The 16,900-nt window shown below is 44.8% G+C and carries 21 protein-coding genes, 2 tRNA genes and 1 other RNA gene; 12 read left to right on the forward strand and 12 right to left on the reverse strand.

What is annotated here, in order from left to right; all coding sequences use genetic code 11:
- Nucleotides 1-2 precede the first annotated feature (2 nt).
- The 6 genes from VJB08_02880 to VJB08_02905 all read right to left on the reverse strand — a co-directional run bounded on the left by VJB08_02880 (nt 3) and on the right by VJB08_02905 (nt 2,782).
- Complete coding sequence (locus tag VJB08_02880; GenBank protein ID HLD42909.1) at nt 3-350, reverse strand: 50S ribosomal protein L18e; 348 nt, start codon at nt 348-350, stop codon at nt 3-5.
- A gap of 137 nt (nt 351-487) precedes the next feature.
- A tRNA-Leu gene (locus VJB08_02885) sits at nt 488-571 on the reverse strand.
- A gap of 11 nt (nt 572-582) precedes the next feature.
- Nucleotides 583-1,356 carry a DNA-directed RNA polymerase subunit D gene (locus VJB08_02890; GenBank protein HLD42910.1) on the reverse strand — a complete coding sequence of 258 codons (774 nt, stop codon included), beginning with the start codon at nt 1,354-1,356 and terminating at the stop codon, nt 583-585.
- A 2-nt stretch (nt 1,357-1,358) separates the two neighbouring features.
- Nucleotides 1,359-1,757 carry a 30S ribosomal protein S11 gene (locus VJB08_02895; protein HLD42911.1) on the reverse strand — a complete coding sequence of 133 codons (399 nt, stop codon included), beginning with the start codon at nt 1,755-1,757 and terminating at the stop codon, nt 1,359-1,361.
- Complete coding sequence (locus VJB08_02900) at nt 1,754-2,308, reverse strand: 30S ribosomal protein S4 (protein HLD42912.1); 555 nt, start codon at nt 2,306-2,308, stop codon at nt 1,754-1,756. The genes VJB08_02895 and VJB08_02900 overlap by 4 nt, the downstream gene beginning before the upstream one ends.
- The gene (locus tag VJB08_02905) at nt 2,309-2,782 is read right to left on the reverse strand and encodes a 30S ribosomal protein S13 (protein ID HLD42913.1); all 474 of its coding nucleotides are present in this window, start codon (nt 2,780-2,782) and stop codon (nt 2,309-2,311) included. It abuts the gene before it with no gap.
- 568 nt (nt 2,783-3,350) lie between these two features.
- Between VJB08_02905 and VJB08_02910 the strand changes: the two genes are divergently transcribed.
- The 12 genes from VJB08_02910 to VJB08_02965 all read left to right on the forward strand — a co-directional run bounded on the left by VJB08_02910 (nt 3,351) and on the right by VJB08_02965 (nt 14,585).
- On the forward strand, nt 3,351-6,053 hold the full coding sequence (locus VJB08_02910) for an N-6 DNA methylase (GenBank protein ID HLD42914.1): 2,703 nt from the start codon (nt 3,351-3,353) through the stop codon (nt 6,051-6,053).
- Entirely contained in the window at nt 6,050-6,910 is an 861-nt protein-coding gene (locus VJB08_02915; GenBank protein HLD42915.1) for a Bro-N domain-containing protein, read from the forward strand. The genes VJB08_02910 and VJB08_02915 overlap by 4 nt, the downstream gene beginning before the upstream one ends.
- 78 nt (nt 6,911-6,988) lie before the next feature.
- Nucleotides 6,989-7,234 (forward strand): hypothetical protein, encoded by a 246-nt coding sequence (locus VJB08_02920; protein ID HLD42916.1) that lies wholly within the window; start codon nt 6,989-6,991, stop codon nt 7,232-7,234.
- Between the two features lie 2 nt (nt 7,235-7,236).
- Nucleotides 7,237-8,088, forward strand: coding sequence for a BRO family protein (locus tag VJB08_02925; protein HLD42917.1), 852 nt, complete (start codon nt 7,237-7,239; stop codon nt 8,086-8,088).
- A gap of 110 nt (nt 8,089-8,198) precedes the next feature.
- A complete protein-coding gene (locus tag VJB08_02930; GenBank protein HLD42918.1) occupies nt 8,199-8,582 on the forward strand; it encodes a hypothetical protein in 384 nt (127 codons plus the stop codon).
- Between the two features lie 2 nt (nt 8,583-8,584).
- Nucleotides 8,585-10,006: a Fe-S cluster assembly protein SufB gene (sufB, locus tag VJB08_02935; GenBank protein ID HLD42919.1), complete on the forward strand. Its 1,422-nt coding sequence runs from the start codon at nt 8,585-8,587 to the stop codon at nt 10,004-10,006.
- Nucleotides 10,007-10,024: 18 nt separating this feature from the next.
- Nucleotides 10,025-11,173 carry a Fe-S cluster assembly protein SufD gene (gene sufD / locus VJB08_02940; protein ID HLD42920.1) on the forward strand — a complete coding sequence of 383 codons (1,149 nt, stop codon included), beginning with the start codon at nt 10,025-10,027 and terminating at the stop codon, nt 11,171-11,173.
- Nucleotides 11,174-11,204: 31 nt separating this feature from the next.
- Nucleotides 11,205-12,428: a cysteine desulfurase gene (locus VJB08_02945; GenBank protein HLD42921.1), complete on the forward strand. Its 1,224-nt coding sequence runs from the start codon at nt 11,205-11,207 to the stop codon at nt 12,426-12,428.
- Nucleotides 12,425-12,847, forward strand: a complete 423-nt coding sequence (locus VJB08_02950; protein ID HLD42922.1) for an SUF system NifU family Fe-S cluster assembly protein — start codon at nt 12,425-12,427, stop codon at nt 12,845-12,847. Before VJB08_02945 ends, VJB08_02950 begins: the two co-directional genes overlap by 4 nt.
- Nucleotides 12,848-12,918: 71 nt before the next feature.
- Nucleotides 12,919-13,641 (forward strand): Fe-S cluster assembly ATPase SufC, encoded by a 723-nt coding sequence (gene sufC / locus VJB08_02955; GenBank protein HLD42923.1) that lies wholly within the window; start codon nt 12,919-12,921, stop codon nt 13,639-13,641.
- Nucleotides 13,641-14,063, forward strand: a complete 423-nt coding sequence (locus VJB08_02960) for a metal-sulfur cluster assembly factor (protein HLD42924.1) — start codon at nt 13,641-13,643, stop codon at nt 14,061-14,063. Before sufC ends, VJB08_02960 begins: the two co-directional genes overlap by 1 nt.
- Nucleotides 14,064-14,168: 105 nt before the next feature.
- Entirely contained in the window at nt 14,169-14,585 is a 417-nt protein-coding gene (locus VJB08_02965; protein HLD42925.1) for a vitamin K epoxide reductase family protein, read from the forward strand.
- On the opposite strand, the gene VJB08_02970 is transcribed toward VJB08_02965, so the two are convergent.
- From VJB08_02970 to rnpB, 6 genes are all read right to left on the reverse strand, one after another.
- Nucleotides 14,577-14,987 carry a hypothetical protein gene (locus tag VJB08_02970; protein HLD42926.1) on the reverse strand — a complete coding sequence of 137 codons (411 nt, stop codon included), beginning with the start codon at nt 14,985-14,987 and terminating at the stop codon, nt 14,577-14,579. The two genes, VJB08_02965 and VJB08_02970, sit on opposite strands and share 9 nt — an antisense overlap.
- A 91-nt stretch (nt 14,988-15,078) precedes the next feature.
- A tRNA-His gene (locus VJB08_02975) sits at nt 15,079-15,151 on the reverse strand.
- A 45-nt stretch (nt 15,152-15,196) separates the two neighbouring features.
- Nucleotides 15,197-15,649 (reverse strand): hypothetical protein, encoded by a 453-nt coding sequence (locus tag VJB08_02980; GenBank protein ID HLD42927.1) that lies wholly within the window; start codon nt 15,647-15,649, stop codon nt 15,197-15,199.
- A 10-nt stretch (nt 15,650-15,659) separates the two neighbouring features.
- On the reverse strand, nt 15,660-15,986 hold the full coding sequence (locus VJB08_02985; protein ID HLD42928.1) for a nascent polypeptide-associated complex protein: 327 nt from the start codon (nt 15,984-15,986) through the stop codon (nt 15,660-15,662).
- A 4-nt stretch (nt 15,987-15,990) separates the two neighbouring features.
- The gene (locus VJB08_02990) at nt 15,991-16,167 is read right to left on the reverse strand and encodes a preprotein translocase subunit Sec61beta (GenBank protein HLD42929.1); all 177 of its coding nucleotides are present in this window, start codon (nt 16,165-16,167) and stop codon (nt 15,991-15,993) included.
- A 322-nt stretch (nt 16,168-16,489) separates the two neighbouring features.
- An RNA gene (rnpB, locus tag VJB08_02995) (RNase P RNA component) lies at nt 16,490-16,880 on the reverse strand.
- Between the last annotated feature and the right edge of the window lie 20 nt (nt 16,881-16,900).

Genomic DNA, 16,900 nt, shown 5'->3' on the forward strand with positions numbered 1-16,900 from the left:
AATCACCCTATAATCCGTATGCGCCTCCCTTTGATTGGCTCCTTCATCAAGGCCTGGATTGAGATGGCCTTCGCGTTTGCTTCGGATATCTTTCTCAGCGCGCCTTCTGAGAACCTCCATGCAGCTATGGTCATCTTATGATTCAGCGGGCCTGTCCCAAGGACTTTTCCCGGAACAACGACCGTATCATCCTCGGCAGTGTACTTATTTAGACGAGACAGATTCACGATCCTCCCCCTTCTCGTTGATTTGTCCAGGTCTTCGGCAATTCTTCTCCAGAGAGGGGCTTCCCTGCCCAGCTTCCTGAGTTCACTTATCAGGCTTTCGAGATTTGGGTTTGTTTTAGCCATGATGTATGCGGGAGACAGGCAGCGCAACTCACTTCGCTCGTTGCTGGTCTGTCTTCCTCGCTCATTTCATTCACTGCGGGAGACAGGCAGCGGAATTCGCTGCGCTCATTCCTGGTCTGTCTCCCTTGTCTTTTGACTGCGGGAGACAGGATTCGAACCTGCGTAGGCACTAAGCCACATGGTCCTTAGCCATGCCCGTTTGACCGCTCCGGCACTCCCGCAAACCGGACTGTCACTTTTTTAGGAGATCTTTCACTTCCTCTGCATTTTTCTGTATGATGCCGAGCGCGGCGTCAACCATTTCCTGAATCGTCAGCTGCCCGAATGGCTCTATAATCATCACAATCTCGTTCTTATCTTCTCCGAAAACGATGTGCTTGTCGCTGTAGCTCGGATTGCAGGCATGGCACATGACGAGTTTTTCTTTGTTGACCGTCGCAGAGCTCTCTTTGATGTCAAAAATATCAAGCGGGAAACTCTTTGCGTATTCTGCATCTATCTTTCCGTTGACCTCTACTGTGGGCCGATACCTGTAGGTCACATGCCCGGGAGACCACTTCGCGTGGATTTTTCCAGAGCCGAGCGTTGCAGTTCCCTCAACCTCAATCTCCTGGCCCTTGAGAAGCTTCACGATCGGGGTGTTTGGGAAGACTGGCCTGATTTTTGGATCTTTGAATTTCATCTCGCTCGCCATCACTACGCTCGGGCCTTTTCCAGACAGCGCCATCTTGACCTCGCATCTGGCGCACCCTTTGCCGCCGCATTTGCACTCTTCCCTCTTGTTGTAGGTCTTCAGGTCGGATTTCAGCACAACCAATCCCAGTCGGTGGGCAATCATCTCGTCGAACAGTATGGAGCTGTTTTTTCTGAATTCAACGTCTTCCACTGCAAGTGTCGGCACTTCCATCATAGTATACCTTCGAATCATATTTGCAACTGCTGGAGTGATCCCATGCAGCAGCAGGACTGCCTTATCTTTCTCGCTCTTGAATACTTTGGCATCCATGGTTACACCCGCCTTCCGCGTTTTCCTCCTTTCTTCCTGCACCCATCATGAGGGATTGGCGTGACATCTTCTATAACTCCTATCCTCAGCCCCATGCGTGACAATGCGCGAACCGCAGCCTGCGCACCCGGGCCTGGATTTGTAGGCCCATTGTGGCCTCCTGGCGCCCTGATCTTCACATGGATCCCCGTTATGCCCTTTTCAATTGCAGTCTCTGCAGCCTTCTTCGCAGCAATCATCGCTGCTGTTGGCGAGCTTTCCAGGCGGTCAGACTTCACAACCATACCTCCTGATGTTCGGGCAATGGTTTCTGTTCCAGTAATGTCCGTAATATGGATAATCGTATTGTTATAGGAGGAATAAATGTGCACCACACCCCACCGCGTCTTTTCGTCCCTCATTTCTTCTCAACCTGGCTTTCAACAGCTTTCTTTTTTTCAGCAACTTGCCTTTCTGGGTGATCCTCTTTTGCCAGAGCTGAGTTCCCATAAAAGCCAATGTGCGGCTCCTCTTCTAATGGCACAAGATACGAAGGCGAGGTTACCCTCTTCCCATTCACCAACACGTGCCTGTGCACTATGAACTGGCGAGCCTGGTCAATTGTCCTTGCCAGACCTTTTCTGACAAGCAGGGTTTGGACCCTTCGTTCCATCACATCCTTCAATGACAATCCCAGAATATCATCAACCTGACCCCCTTTTTTCAGCAGCCCATACCGCTGCAACCGATTTATCATAGCAGTCCTTTCCTTTACCTGCTGCTTTTTCTCTCCGGAAGAGACACGCTTTGCATTATGCTTGAACCTCTGCAGAAAGGCAGCCATCCTCCAGAGCTCTTTCTTGTTCTTGAGCCCATATTCCCTCTTGATTGCGTGTTCTTCCTCTATCCGCTCTGCCTGCCATGGCCTTAACGGCCTCTGGTACTTCTTGCGTGATTTTTTTGTATCGCCCATCTACTTCCCTTCCTTGGCTCCCTGCCGCCTCTTGACGCCCAGACCGGCCTTTCCTTTGTTCTTTCTGAAATTTGCTTTGGTGCGCTGGCCCCGTGTAGGAAGACCGTAGATATGACGGACACCCCTGTACGCCTTAATCTTTTTCAGGCGCTTGATGTCATTATCTTTTGCGAAGTCCAGCTCTGACAGGACGAGATGCCTATCTGCCCCTGTCTCATAATCTTTTCTTCTGTTAAAAAGCCAGCTTGGAAGCTTTACTGCTGCAGGATCCTTCACTGCAGCCTCCAGTTTTTTAACCTGCTCTTCAGTCAGGTCCACCCCCTTTGTTCGGTGGTCAATCTTCAGGCAGTTGCAGATTGCATTCGCAGCCATAAACCCTATACCTTTTATCTCCCTCAGGGCATAGACTACCTGTTTCTCACCGTCAAGATCGGTGTTGGCAATACGGATAATCTGCTGGAACTCTTTCTTCATAGTATTGCCCAAGAAAACGTTGTCAGTTAGCCCTGACATCGCTCATTCGAACTCGGGCTTTACGAGTAGGAATAGGGAGCGATTTATAAAGGTTGTGGAGCGGATTTGATATTTTTGATTGGAGAATTAACCCAACGCTTTCCGCAAGCTTCGCAAAACCATCTTTGCTTATCACAAAGCAAGGTTTTTCTCACACTGTCTTTTCTTATTCTGTTGCTATTGCAAACTGGACAGTTTGGTCGTTGTTCGTCTTGATTTTCCATCGTTATTACCTTAGCTCTTACTCATATAAGTATAACTTTAGAAAGGCTATTTTATATATAAATCTTGTCGTTTCTTACTTTACAAAGTATATTATTAAGACACTTTAAATATCAGTTATGATTAATAGGTTTTTATGGGGGAAATAAAGATAGTTGTTGACGGATACAAGTGTGAACGTTGTAAACATGAATGGATACCTCGTTCAAGAAAGAAACTTAATCCCATAATCTGTCCTTCTTGCAAAAGCCCATATTGGAATATTCCTAAGAAGCGGAAAACAAAAAAAGCATCTAAAGGTTGAAAAATGGTTTTAAGAAAATTAACTAAAGAACAGGCGAAAGAAGAAGTTAAGAAATTAGTAGACAAATATGTCAGGATAGTTGAATCCGGCTCTATTAAAAGATACAAAGAAGAGGATACAAAAGCGGAGTTTATCGAGCCGTTATTTGAAGCGTTAGGTTGGGATGTCAGAAATACAGAAAATGATGATGAGGTAGTAAGAGAAGAAAAAATCTCAAAGGGCAGAGTAGATTACTCTTTTAGGATTAATGGAATACCTAAATTTTTCTTGGAAGCAAAAGCACTAAAAGAGGATTTAGACAATATCAAATTCGTGGAACAGGCAGTAAATTATTCCTGGCACAAAGGCTGTACCTGGGCAGTCCTTACCGATTTTGAAGCTATCAAGATTTTTAATGCTGAATGGAAAAGCGCAAACCCTTTACAGGCACAATTCGGGCAAACCTTGCCTTGTCAATTATTCTTAGAAAAATTTGATACTTTGTGGCTTTTATCAAGAGAAAGCTTTGAGAAGAAACTTCTTGATATTGAAGCAGAAAAATGGGGTAAAAAAATAAAAAAAACAGCTGTTGATAAACAGCTTTTAAGTGATTTGACAAGATTCAGGGATTTGCTAAACAAGAATATTCTAAAAAATAATTCTTCAAAGAATATTTCTGGCGATGAATTAGACGAAGCCGTCCAGCGCATAATTGACAGATTAATCTTCATCAGAACTCTTGAAGATAAAGAATTAGAAGCCCCCATGTTGCAGTCAGTCATCAGGGAGGATTTAAACAAAAGAATCTACAAAAAATTAAACCTCATTTTCAGAAAAATCGATGACATTTACAACAGCAAACTATTTACTCCTCACTTATGCGAAGATTTGGACGTAGATGATGAGGTTTTATCAAAGATAATTGGTGGATTGTTTGCTACAACCGATAATACTGTGCGTTATGACTTTTCTGCTATTGACGCTGATGTTTTAGGCAACATTTACGAGCAATATTTAGGGCATATTCTAAAGAAAACTGATAAAAGAGCCAAATTAGCAGAGGGGAAAGCACACAGAAAAGAACAGGGAATATATTATACTCCCACTTATGTAGTAGACTACATTGTTAAAAATACAGTTGGTGAATTAGCTAAAGACAAAAAATTTGATTTAAAGAATGTCAAGATTTTAGACCCTGCCTGCGGCTCTGGCTCATTCTTAATGAAAGCATTTGATTATCTTGTCACTCTTGACAAAAAGAAGAATGGGGAAGTCGACCAGACAAAGCTTGATTTAACTGGGGCTGGCGCTTCATACGGGAGGAAAGTGGAGATATTGAAAAATAATATTTTTGGCGTCGATTTAGACCCTAAGGCTGTAGAGATAGCTCAGTTGAACTTACTATTGAAAGCAGCAGAGAAAAAACACAGACTGCCAACACTACAAGAGAATATTAAGGTAGGAAATTCATTAATTGATGATTCTGCTATTGCAGGGAATAGGGCTTTCAAATGGGAAGAACAATTTAAGGATATTATAGCTGATGGTGGGTTTGATGTGGTGATTGGGAATCCGCCTTATGTCGAAGCAAGGCAAATAGGACAAAAGTATGTTGATTTTTATAGGGGAAATTTTAAAACCGCCGGTAATAGAATTAATACATTCTCTCTATTTATTGAAAAATCAATTAGTTTGTTAAGTGAACATGGCTTATTCGGGATGATAGTGCATAAAAATAGCATACGTTCAAATGATTACATAAAATTAAGACAATTTGTTTTGGATAATTGTAAAATATTAAAGATACTTCCAATAGGCGCAGGTGTTTTTGAAGGAGTAACTGGAGAAATGGTTATTCTAATATTTCAGAAAGATAGCAATATGAAAGAAAGATTGAAGAATATTGTTTTTCACGGTGGAAAAGATTCAATGTCAAACAAGACTTCTTACCAAAAATTATCTCAAAGAATCTTTTATGAAATTCCTGGTAATAGATTTAATGTTTATCTAAATGAAACGAAAATAAAAATATTAGAAAAAATAAAAAGCGAGAGTATTGAGCTTAAAGAAATTGCTTATACTAAACAAGGGATAATTGTTGGAGACGAAGAAAAATATGTCAAAAAAACGAAAGAATCTGAAAAATATAAACCTGTTTTGCGTGGTAGGAATATATCTAGATATAATATAACCTTTGGCAATGAATATTTATTTTACGTACCAGGTACAGCAGTACTAAAAAGAGGAAAAACACCAGACTTATTTGAGAAACCAGAGAAAATTTTGACACAACATGTTTCCGGGAGAATTATAGCCGCTCTGGATTGTGATGAGTATTATGCTTTGCAAACAATTAATCTTATTTTCTCAAAGGGTAAAATTTCAAATAAATATCTCTTGGCACTACTCAACAGCAAATTAATTAATTTTTATTACGATAGCTATTTTAATATGGGTTCTGAGTTTACTACGGCAGTTGCAACAGAAAATTTAGATTTATTACCTATAAAACAAATTCCGGAAAAACAACAGCCCATTATTAAACTAGCAGATAAAATGATTTCTCTTAACAAAAATCTTAATGGATTAAAAGACAAGCAAACCGACGAAAAAGCCCGTCTTGAGAAAGAAATCCAGAAACTAGATTCTGAAATTGACGAAGAAGTTTACAAATTGTACGGCATAACAGAAGAAGAAAAGAAGATAATTGAGGAGAGCTTGAAATGACTGAAAAAGATAAAGCTCTCGTTGTCTTCCAAGACAGGAAAATAAGGAGAGTATGGCATCAAAACCTGTGGTTTTTTTCAGTAATTGATATTGTAGCTATTTTGACGGAACAAGAAGACCCGTATACTGCAAGAAAATACTGGAATAAGCTGAGCCAACGGCTAAGAGAAGAGGGAAGCGAAGTGGTGACAAATTGTCACCGGTTGAAACTTCCGGCAGAAGATGGAAAGCTAAGAGAAACCGATTGCGCTAATACTGAAAGCATATTTAGGATTATCCAATCAATTCCATCAAGGAACGCAGAACCATTCAAAAGATGGCTTGCTAAAGTTGGGTATGAGCGTGTGCAGGAAATAGAAAACCCTGAACTAGCGCAGGAGCGCATGAAAGAGCTTTATGAGCAGAAAGGATATTCAAAATCATGGATTGACAAACGGCTGAGAGGAGTAGCAGTAAGACAAGATCTCACTGATGAATGGAAGAAGAGAGGAATTGAAAGCCAAGACGATTTTTCAATACTCACTGCGGAAATATCAAAAGCCACTTTCGGCATGACTCCAAGTGAATACAAAAAATTCAAAGGGCTTACAAAGGAAAACCTAAGAGACCATATGAGGGATTTAGAACTCATATTTACCATGCTAGGAGAAGCATCAACTGCGGAGATTGAACGCATAAAAGACCCTGTTAAGTTCGCTGAGCACAAAAAAGCATCTAAGGAAGGTGGGAATGTAGCGAAAAAAGCAAGACTCGAGCTAGAAAAAAAGACGAAAAGCCCGGTTGCGAGCAGAGAAAATTACCTTGAAGAGCCTGAAAAAGAAAAGCGAAAAAGGCTACCTGAACCTGAAAAGGATTGATGATAAGATAGGTGAGAAAGTCCACAAGCTCTACGGCATAACTGATGAAGAAAAGAAGCTTATTGAGGATTCATTAAAATGACTCAAAAAACACTTGACGGAAAAGACGTTGAAGAGCCAAGTATTTGGTCAGATGGCTCTTTTGCTGAAACTCTTGGTCCGTCAGATATGAAAGTAAAGATGCGTACTTTTCATATGAAACACGATGAGGAAATGGATTTCAACTGCTCAAATTGCAAGGTTAAAATTTCAGCTCATAACAAGGACTGGCACAATGGAATGTGTGATAAGTGTTTCAATAAGGAGTTTTTCCCAGAGGATTAAAAATGGACAAAGACAAGGCTCTCGTAGCATTTCAGGATAAGAAAATCAGGAGGATTTGGTACAATCAGGAATGGTTTTACTCGGTTATTGGCATCGTTGAAGTTCTTACAGACAGCCCAACTCCTAGGCAGTATTGGGGAAAAGTCAAAGACAGAGAATTCATAGCTCTTGAACTGTCCCCAATTTGGGTACAGTTGAAATTGGCAGCAGAAGATGGCAAATTGCGGTTTACGGACTGTGTTAACACCAAAAATGCCTTTAGGCTAATTCAATCCATTCCTTCAAAGAAAGCAGAGCCTTTCAAACAATGGCTTGCGCAATTGGCTCAAGAGCGCATTGAGGAGATAGAAAATCCTGAATTAGCCCAAGATAGGGTGAAAGAATACTATGAACTCAAAGGTTATCCGAAGGATTGGATAGACAAGCGTCTGAGAGGCATTGCCATACGGCAGGAATTGACTGATGAATGGAAAGATCGAGGCGTCACAGAAGAAACAAATTTTGCAATCCTCACAAACGAGATAAGCAAAGCAACTTTTGGAAAGACTGTTCAGGAATACAAGGAACTCAAAGGCCTTAAGAAAAAGAATCAAAACCTCAGAGACCACATGACAGATTGGGAACTCATATTCAATATGCTGGGAGAAAAGGCCACAACCGACATCACAAGGACAAGAGACGCACAAGGATTTGAGGAAAATAAGCAAGCTGCGAGAAGAGGAGGCCAAATAGCCCATAATGCGAGAAAAGAACTGGAACAAGAAACAGGCAAATCCGTGATCTCAAAAGATAATTTTCTAAGCCTTACTGAACAGAAAAAGCTCGAAAACAAGAAGAAAAACGACAAGAAATAGTATTTATAAAGAAAACCGCCGATTTTTTAACATCCGCTACTTCACATCTACAGGTTGAACAATAGATTTTTCCCACAATCTTTATAAATACTTAACAATTGTTAACCTTTATGAAACAACGCCTCCTGATGCCGGAAGATATTGAAGTGTTTTACATTATTCCAACCCTAAAAAAGCAGCTCGCAGTCTGCTGGAAATCGCAGGGAAAGAGCCAGGCAGAGATTGCAAGGCTCCTTGGGCTGAAAAGCGCAGCAGTCTCGCAGTACATCAACAACAAGAGAGGGAACCAGATCGTCTTTGAAGAAGGCCTGCTGGAGGAGATCCGTAAATCCTCAGCCCTGATCAAGGACAGAATCACCCTATTTCGGGAGATGCAGAGACTCCTCAATACAATCCGCACCTCAAAATATCTCTGCCAGATCCACAGGCAGTTCTCTGACATACCGGAGCACTGCAATCCAAAAGACGCAGGATGTGCACTTTACCTCAGGTAACCATGGAAGCAACTATCCCTCCGGAGCCGATGCAGACATTTGCCATAGATCGATCCCTGTATGACAATGCGAATGAAGGCACGACAGAGTTCCAGGCAGAGCCTGGGCTTTCGGAATCGGTTGTCCGGAAGATATCGAAGGAAAAAAATGAGCCGGAATGGATGCTCAAGCTGCGGTTGCAGGCTTTAAAGTCCTTCAATGCCACTCCTATCCCGGCCTGGGGGCCTGATCTCAGCAAACTTGACCTGAGCAAGATCATCTACTATGTTAAGCCTGGAGCCAAAAAGAATTCAAGGTCATGGGAAGAGGTTCCTGAGAAGATTAGGAGAACATTTGAGAAGATCGGAATTCCAGAGGCTGAGCGCAGGGCGCTTTCGGGAGCAGGAGCGCAATATGATTCAGAGATCATCTATCACAACCTCAAGAAGGAGTGGGAGGAGAAGGGCGTTATTTTCGAGAATATGGATGTTGCTGTGCATACACACCCTGACCTTGTGAGGAAGTACTTCATGAAATGCATCCCTCCGGATGACCATAAGTTCATTATGCTCCATGCAGCGGTATGGAGCGGAGGCACATTCATCTATGTTCCCCCTCATGTCAAGGTAGATGTTCCGCTCCAGGCGTATTTCCGGATGAATGCAGAGGCCGGCGGGCAGTTTGAGCATACGCTGATCATCGCTGATACCGGGGCTGAGGTCCATTATATCGAGGGCTGCAGTGCACCTCAATTTGATGCGAAAGCACTTCATGCAGGCTGCGTTGAGCTCTTTGTGATGGAAGGGGCCAGAATCAGGTATTCCAGCGTTGAGAATTGGAGCAAGAATACCTATAACCTCAATACCAAACGCGCGATTGTTGAGAGCAACGGCATTGTTGAATGGATCAATGGGAATTTAGGATCGGGGTGTACGATGCTCTATCCCTGTTCTATCCTGAAGGGCGATGGAGCGGCCTCAGACTCCCTTGGCATAGCGTTTGCAGGCCCGGGGCAGAACCAGGATACCGGGTCGAAGGTGATTCATCTCGGAAGGAACACCCATTCCACCATTAGGGCAAAATCAATCTCCAAAGGCGGCGGCATTTCAAGCTACAGGGGATATCTGAGGGTTGCAAAGACAGCCGAGAATTCAAAGTCCAGTGTTGTGTGTGATGCTCTGCTGATTGACAAGGAATCAACTTCAAATACCTACCCTTTCATGAAAATTGATACCAACAAGGTAGACATCGCCCATGAGGCAACTGTTGGGAAGATTGGAGAGGACGAGATCTTCTACCTCATGAGCAGAGGGTTGTCTGAAGAGCAGGCAATGCAGATGATAGTTTCCGGATTTATCGAGCCAATTGTCAAGCAGCTGCCTCTTGAATACGCAGTTGAGCTGAACAAGCTGATTGCATTGGAGATGGAAGGGTCTGTAGGGTAGATGGGGGTCTTGGCTGGCATGAAAGATATAGTGAGAAACATCGCAAAAAATGAACCTGAATGGCTTGTTGCAAAGAGGCTCCAGGCTCTTGAACTCTATCAAAAGCAGGAGATGCCTCGCTTCGTCTACGGCATCGGGATTTTTGCTTCTGCGATTGATTTCTCCTCAGCCCTCAGCAGTATCCACCCTGCTCCCGATGACGAGATCATGCATGATCCTTCCATCAAGGTCCTGTCTCTTGCTGAGGCTTCACGAACGTATCCTGAGGCCAAGGGCATGCTTGCAGATCCAACAACTGGCAAGTTCGCAAGCCTTCACCAGGCATTCTTCAATAACTCTTTGGTCATTATTGCTCCAAAACATGTATGCGGGACGGTCAAGATACACACCATCTTACGCCAGACCCGGGTTGATAATATCCTTGTCATTGCTGAAGAAGGGAGCACACTTGTTATCACGATGACAGAAACTGCGGACTCGATTCAAGGGAAGATGTTCCAGTCGCAGCAAGTCCAGATTTTGGCAAAAGAAAAATCAACAGTCACCTTTATCTCAAGCCAGGACCACAACGAGGAGACCTATCATTTCTCCAACCGATACGCATCTCTTGGCAAAGATGCAGCCCTGACCTGGGTTGACCTTACCCTTGGATCACGCTTTTCCCAAGTGAATACCACAACGACTCTCGATGCAGAGGGCGCTTCCTGCAAGAACTGGGGGGCTTGCTTTGGCTCCAATATGCAGCAATTTGATATTCATGCTTCGGCAATCCATAACGCTTCGCATTCTTCCTCAGACATGCTCCTCAAGGCGGTACTGGACAAGCAAGCAAAGACAATCTATCGGGGCCTGATCAGGATTCCTCTTGGCTCTTCTGGCTGCAACGGTTATCAGAAAGATGATACCTTGCTCCTCTCGGACAAGGCAGAAGCGGACACTCTACCCGACCTTGAGATCAGCAACAATGAAGTGAGATGCTCTCATGGAGCAACAATCAGCAATCTCAACCCTGAGCAGCTTTTCTACATGACCAGCAGAGGCATGGATGAGGCAGCAGCAAAACAGATGCTGATCGAGGGCTTTCTTGAGCCCATCATCTCCAAGCTTAAGGATGAGCGAATGGAGAATCAGCTGAGGCAGGCAATTATCCAGAAGATGGCAACATAACCCCAAAACATACTCAAAACATACATCAACTATGGAAGCATTCAATGCAGAAAAAATAAGGAAGGATTTCCCGCTTCTTCGCAAGGGAATTGTCTATTTAGACAATGCCGCAACCACACAAAAGCCCCTTCAGGTGATCAATGCGATCAGCGAGTACTATACCGAGTATAATGCGAACATCCACAGGGGCGTCTATGCAATCAGCGTGAGGAGCACTACAGCTTACGAAGAAGCACATCAAAAAGCTGCAAACTTCATCAATGCTTCTATCGAGGAGGTTATCTTCACACCGGGAACAACCGGATCCTTAAACATGCTTGCATATACTCTAGTTCCGACCCTGAAGCCTGGGGATGAGATCGTTTTGACAGAGATGGAGCACCACAGCAATCTTGTCCCTTGGCAGCAGCTTGCAAAAGAAAGAGGGCTTGCTGTCAGATTTATCCCTCTTGCAAAGGATATGACCCTTGACATGGCCAAGGCAGAGAAGCTCATCACCGATAAAACAAGGATTGTTTCTGTGACGCATATGTCCAATGCTCTTGGAACCATTACGCCTATTCAGGAAATTGCAGAGCTCTGCCGCCGGCATGGCGCATTGCTTGTTGTAGACGGAGCCCAGAGCATCCCTCACATGAAGATTGATGTGAAAGCACTCAACTGCGATTTTTTTGCTTTTTCAGCCCATAAGCTCTTTGGGCCAACAGGCCTTGGCGTGCTCTATGGAAAGAAAGAGCATCTCAAGAACATGAAGCCGTTCCTGTATGGAGGGGATATGATCCGGGAAGTGAGATTTGAGGATTCCACATGGAATGATCTGCCCTGGAAGTTTGAGGCCGGAACTCCGGATATTTCCGGAGCAATCGGGTTTGCTGCTAGCCTGGACTACATCTCCAGAATAGGGATGGAGCACATTCATTCCTATGAAAGCGAACTGCTGGACTACTGCCTTACTGAGCTTCGGAAGATTGAGGGAATCACCCTCTATGGCCCAGGATCTTATGGCCCAGGATCTGGAAAGCAGGGCCCCATTATCTCCTTCAACCTTGACGGCATTCATGCCCATGATGTTGCGACAATCCTTGATCGGGAACATATTGCAATCCGGGGCGGCCACCACTGCGCGATGCCACTGATGAAAAAGCTTGGAATTTCCGGAACTTCCAGGATAAGCCTTGCGTTCTACAACACCAAGGAAGACATCGATAGGGCAGTTCGTGCATTGCGAAGAGCGAGAGAGGTCTTTTCCCGATGAACCGCCAGCTTGAAGATACTCGAGAAGACGAAATTAAGCAAGAAGACGAGATCTACCGGGAGAACATCCTTGATCACTACCGGAATCCCCATAACAGCAGGATCTTGAAGGATCCGGACATCAGCCGCATTGAATTCAATCCCTTATGCGGAGACCAGATCCACTTATTCCTGAAGATCCAAAACGGCTCTATCCGTGATGCAGCGTTCCAGGGTATTGGCTGTGCGATAAGCCAGGCATCAGCGTCGATGCTTACTGACAGAGTCAAGGGCATGCCTTTGGACCAGGCAAAACGCATGGGAAGGGAGGATATTGTGAGTATGCTGGCGATACCCATCAGCGCTGTCAGGATGAAGTGCGCATCGCTCTCGTTAAAGGCGCTTCACAACGGGATTGAGGAATGGGAGAACAAGAAATAGAAGATTAAGAAATTGGATAATAAACAACGGGAGAATAACCATGGAGCTTGAAATTAAACAACGGGAGAATCATCATGGAACTTGAAATCAAAGACCTTTATGTAAGCATCGGCGGGAAGGATATTGTGAAGGGGCTCAGCCTCACCCTCGCTCAAGGAGAGGTCATTGCACTCATGGGTCCGAATGGGTCTGGAAAGTCAACTCTTGCTTCAGCGATTATGGGAGACCCCCACTGCGATGTGCAGTCAGGAAAGATACTCGTGAACGGAGAAGATATCACTGGCCTCTCTCCAGATAAACGCGCACAGAAAGGGATTTTCCTCAGCTTCCAGTACCCAAAAGAGATCACTGGGGTGACGCTTGCCAACTTCCTCAGGACAAGCTACAACTCGCTGCGAGAGAACCCTCTCGGAGTGATGGACTTTCAGAAACTGCTCAAGGAAAAGATGCACGATCTCCAGATGGACTCACAGTTTACGAAGAGGTATCTCAATGAAGGATTCTCAGGAGGAGAGAAGAAGAGGACTGAGATCCTGCAGATGATGGTGCTTGAGCCTACGTTCGCTATTCTGGACGAGACTGACTCTGGATTAGATGTTGACGCACTGCGAATTGTCGCCCATGGGATTAATGCCATGAAGGGGCCTAAGCGAGGCATCCTGATCATCACTCATTACCACAGAATCCTTGATTACATCTCTCCAGACAAGGTCTTCATTATGAAGGACGGGAAGATTGTGAAGTCCGGGGGGCATGACCTGGCCATTGAGGTCGAAAAGAAGGGGTATCAATGATGGGATTTATAGGAGTTTTTGGCAAGAGCAAAAGCGACAAGGAACCCGCTCTTTCAGAGCCCGCTCTTTCAGCAAAGGGGCATGAGAAGGAGCAGCCATACGCAGGCCTGGCGGTTAAAGATCAGGAAACGTTGCAGAAGGACGCCAGGAATCTGGAGATCATTGAACAGATAAAACAGGTTGTTGATCCAGAAATCAATATGGACATCTGGACCCTGGGTCTGATTTATGATATCCAGCAGACTGGGGATATCGTGAAGATAATTCTCACCCTGACAAGCCCGATGTGCCCGTTTGGCCCCCAGATCATGGAAGAGCTGAAATCAAGGATAGAAAAGCTTGGGAAAAAACCTGAACTGGAGCTTGTCTTCTCACCTGCATGGAAACCTTCTGAAGATCTGCGGGAACTGCTGGGGGTGTAAAGTGCTCTGAGTTGGTTGCCCCAAAAACAGCCGCAATCTTTCAACTGCCGTGCTCACCAAACTCCAACAACAAACCTTATAAACTTAAACTTCTTCAAGGATGTCATGCCGTTGTATGCTATAACGCAGGTCTTGGCTCTGATAGGGTTTGCTATAAGCCTTTATTTCATTATGGTTTATAGGGGCATACTCAGCCAGAACACACGAATGCTTCCAAAAGACATCTGTTCTCCGCACACCTGCGGGAATATCATTGCTACGCAATACTCCTATTTGTTTGGCGTCCCAAATTTTGTGTGGGGGCTGCTTTTCTATACATCGATCTTTCTGGCAGGATTTTTTCAGTTTGAGCATCCCTATCTTTTGCTCATTATGCTGGCGACATGGGTGTCAGTTGCCTATGCGGCATACCTGCTCCATGCAATGGTGTATAGAATCCATATCATCTGCAAACTCTGCGTAGCAACCCATATCATAAACCTGCTCATTGCAATCCTCTACACGAGCCTTGCTTTAACTTAGGACTTTCCTCATCATCTTTACCCTGGACTGCACTTTCTTGAGAAGCTGGGTCTTTGAGTAGGCTTTCTTAATATCCCGGGCAAGGGTCTTATCTTCAATGACCTCCTGGATCCATTTTGCGAAGTCGTTCTTCTTTCTATTGACGTGGTAGATGAACGTGTGGTTGCTCATGATCTTTAGCTCTCTGACCAGCTCGCTCAAATTCTTGATGATTGGTCCTTCCATGATCCAGAAGCTTTTTTCAGGACTTACGTTCCGAAGGTATTTCCGCGCAGTATCCCTTGTTACCTTTGGCTTCTTTCGCCTCGTAGCCTTTGCTGCGCTCTTTCCTTGCTCTTTTTTGACCTTATGGCCTGTTTTAGAATGAGACCTGAGATTTCCTCTTTTACCTCTTTTTGGCATTTCCACCCCTCCAATCAGCATTCCAGAGAACACTTCCTTTTAAATCTTTTGGTACAAACTTACTACTACTCTAGAAAAGTGAGATAGGCAGAGTGGCCATCGGGATTTGAACCCGAGCCGAGAGATCCACAGTCTCTAATGCTGCCAGACTACACCATGGCCACCACTTTACGAAGAAACTGCTTCAGAGTTTATAAGTTTTTGTAGCCTTACTTGGAGACAAAGCCCCGAACATAAGCGAGGTATTCCTTCGCTTTCTCATAATACTGGGTGACCACGTCAATGTTAATCTCAACTGGCTTCCCATCAACCTTGGCCAGCATCGCAACATGCCGTCGGTATTCCCGCGTCTTTGTGTATTCAACCAACATGAGCTTCCTCAGGTCGCTGTAAAGGGAGATAAACTCTATCAGCTTGCTGTCCTTGCTATACAGCTTGCGTATCAGCTCTGCCCGGGTCCCTGGATTTGAAGGGATCTCATCGATCTTCTTCCTGCTTTTTGCGTATTTGAGGAGGGATTCTATCAGAAAGTCAAAGCAGGCGATACATCTCTCTATTCCGTGGCGGATCATGTCAACTGTCCGCGTATACTTGAGGCTCACAAAAATCAGGTGATCCACACGCTTTAGCTCTTCTGCTGCTTCGTCTAACGCTTCCTGCATTCTAGAATACTCAACTCCTTAAGCTCAGGATCGCCTCTGCGAGATCTCCGGATGATTCTTTCAAAGCTCTCTCGGCCTCTGCTTTCGTTACTTTTGCCTGTTCCATAACTGTCTCTATATCCTCTTCTGAAACCTCAGAATCCCGTTCCACCGCATGGCCAACCACTTGGTAGGTCTCCTGGCCGCCAATATCTATCTTTGAAACACTCGGGTTCTGAATAACGATCTCTTTCTCGGGAGTCCGGATGATTACTTCCCGGGCCTCTATCTCAGTCTGCTGGAGGCCCATCCTCTTCATCATCATCTTTACCTGCCTGCTGTTGATTCCGGGGATCATCAGCTCACCCAATTCCAAGAAGCGCGTTTCCCTGAATGTGCAGGGAGATTATTATAAGGATGATAATCACTGCAATAATGATAATGTGGCCGGGCTTAAGCGTGATCTTTGATTTATACTCATCGAAATACCTTGTCAAGCCACCCATGCCTGAGGGAAGATGGATCCTGTCCTGCGCCATACCCCTTATAAGTCTGTGTTTGTTTAAATAGTTTTGCTATCGTTTTGACCTGGCCCGATTGGAGGTTGCCGCCTCTTTCGCGAGGCACAATAACTCCTATCAGCACAAGCGGAGGGGGTCGTCCCATACGGGGCGGTGCCGCTCTTCGCTGGAAACAGCAAGAGCCGAGCTGGCGGCAACCCGAACCATGCAAGATTTGGGGTAGTGCCCTATCGTTTTGACCTGGCTGGTTCTGAAGAAGTCCTTATAATCTCATCCGGAAATCCGTACTCGAACGGAAATCCGTACTCGAAGTATACCTTACTAGAAGTATAGAATTATGGGCAGAAATAAGCCGCCTTTTGTGGGGCCCTCCCCTTTTGGAAAGGTTCATCGAAGGCCCTGCCAGCATTTGACTTAGCGTTCTGTGAACTTGCACAAGCCGGGGCTCGCCTTTCATCCATTCACAGGAAAATCCATTGGATTTTCCTGTCCCGGAAAATCTCTGATTTTCTCGGGCCTCAAAATCGTCTGCAGGTTATCTCAGTTTTGTCGCCAAAACCTTCTCATGCGTCTTCCTCTTTGAGGGGGGTCTTGTTTCTGCGCGGTTGCCATCCCTTTCGAGATGTGCCTCTCGGCACCGGCTGCTCCATCCTAAATAAGGGAATTTAACCCTTATCTTCGGACTTCAGTGGGCGGACTTTCCTCAGTTTCCCGAAAGCCAGCTTTCTGCCCGCTTTCTGAAAAGCTCCGC

Source organism: Candidatus Nanoarchaeia archaeon (genome assembly GCA_035290625.1).
In the GTDB taxonomy this organism is placed as follows: Archaea; Nanobdellota; Nanobdellia; order Woesearchaeales; family DATDTY01; genus DATDTY01.

Coding starts and splice junctions, on each gene's coding strand:
- VJB08_02945 (HLD42921.1), top strand. CDS start 11,205: ATGGAAGCATTCAATGCAGAAAAAATAAGGAAGGATTTCCCGCTTCTT.
- VJB08_02930 (HLD42918.1), top strand. CDS start 8,199: ATGAAACAACGCCTCCTGATGCCGGAAGATATTGAAGTGTTTTACATT.
- VJB08_02910 (HLD42914.1), top strand. CDS start 3,351: ATGGTTTTAAGAAAATTAACTAAAGAACAGGCGAAAGAAGAAGTTAAG.
- VJB08_02950 (HLD42922.1), top strand. CDS start 12,425: ATGAACCGCCAGCTTGAAGATACTCGAGAAGACGAAATTAAGCAAGAA.
- sufD (HLD42920.1), top strand. CDS start 10,025: ATGAAAGATATAGTGAGAAACATCGCAAAAAATGAACCTGAATGGCTT.
- VJB08_02980 (HLD42927.1), bottom strand. CDS start 15,649: ATGCAGGAAGCGTTAGACGAAGCAGCAGAAGAGCTAAAGCGTGTGGAT.
- VJB08_02985 (HLD42928.1), bottom strand. CDS start 15,986: ATGATCCCCGGAATCAACAGCAGGCAGGTAAAGATGATGATGAAGAGG.
- VJB08_02925 (HLD42917.1), top strand. CDS start 7,237: ATGGACAAAGACAAGGCTCTCGTAGCATTTCAGGATAAGAAAATCAGG.
- VJB08_02990 (HLD42929.1), bottom strand. CDS start 16,167: ATGGCGCAGGACAGGATCCATCTTCCCTCAGGCATGGGTGGCTTGACA.
- sufB (HLD42919.1), top strand. CDS start 8,585: ATGGAAGCAACTATCCCTCCGGAGCCGATGCAGACATTTGCCATAGAT.
- VJB08_02970 (HLD42926.1), bottom strand. CDS start 14,987: ATGCCAAAAAGAGGTAAAAGAGGAAATCTCAGGTCTCATTCTAAAACA.
- VJB08_02905 (HLD42913.1), bottom strand. CDS start 2,782: ATGAAGAAAGAGTTCCAGCAGATTATCCGTATTGCCAACACCGATCTT.
- VJB08_02965 (HLD42925.1), top strand. CDS start 14,169: ATGCCGTTGTATGCTATAACGCAGGTCTTGGCTCTGATAGGGTTTGCT.
- VJB08_02890 (HLD42910.1), bottom strand. CDS start 1,356: ATGGATGCCAAAGTATTCAAGAGCGAGAAAGATAAGGCAGTCCTGCTG.
- VJB08_02895 (HLD42911.1), bottom strand. CDS start 1,757: ATGAGGGACGAAAAGACGCGGTGGGGTGTGGTGCACATTTATTCCTCC.
- VJB08_02880 (HLD42909.1), bottom strand. CDS start 350: ATGGCTAAAACAAACCCAAATCTCGAAAGCCTGATAAGTGAACTCAGG.
- VJB08_02960 (HLD42924.1), top strand. CDS start 13,641: ATGGGATTTATAGGAGTTTTTGGCAAGAGCAAAAGCGACAAGGAACCC.
- VJB08_02900 (HLD42912.1), bottom strand. CDS start 2,308: ATGGGCGATACAAAAAAATCACGCAAGAAGTACCAGAGGCCGTTAAGG.
- VJB08_02920 (HLD42916.1), top strand. CDS start 6,989: ATGACTCAAAAAACACTTGACGGAAAAGACGTTGAAGAGCCAAGTATT.
- VJB08_02915 (HLD42915.1), top strand. CDS start 6,050: ATGACTGAAAAAGATAAAGCTCTCGTTGTCTTCCAAGACAGGAAAATA.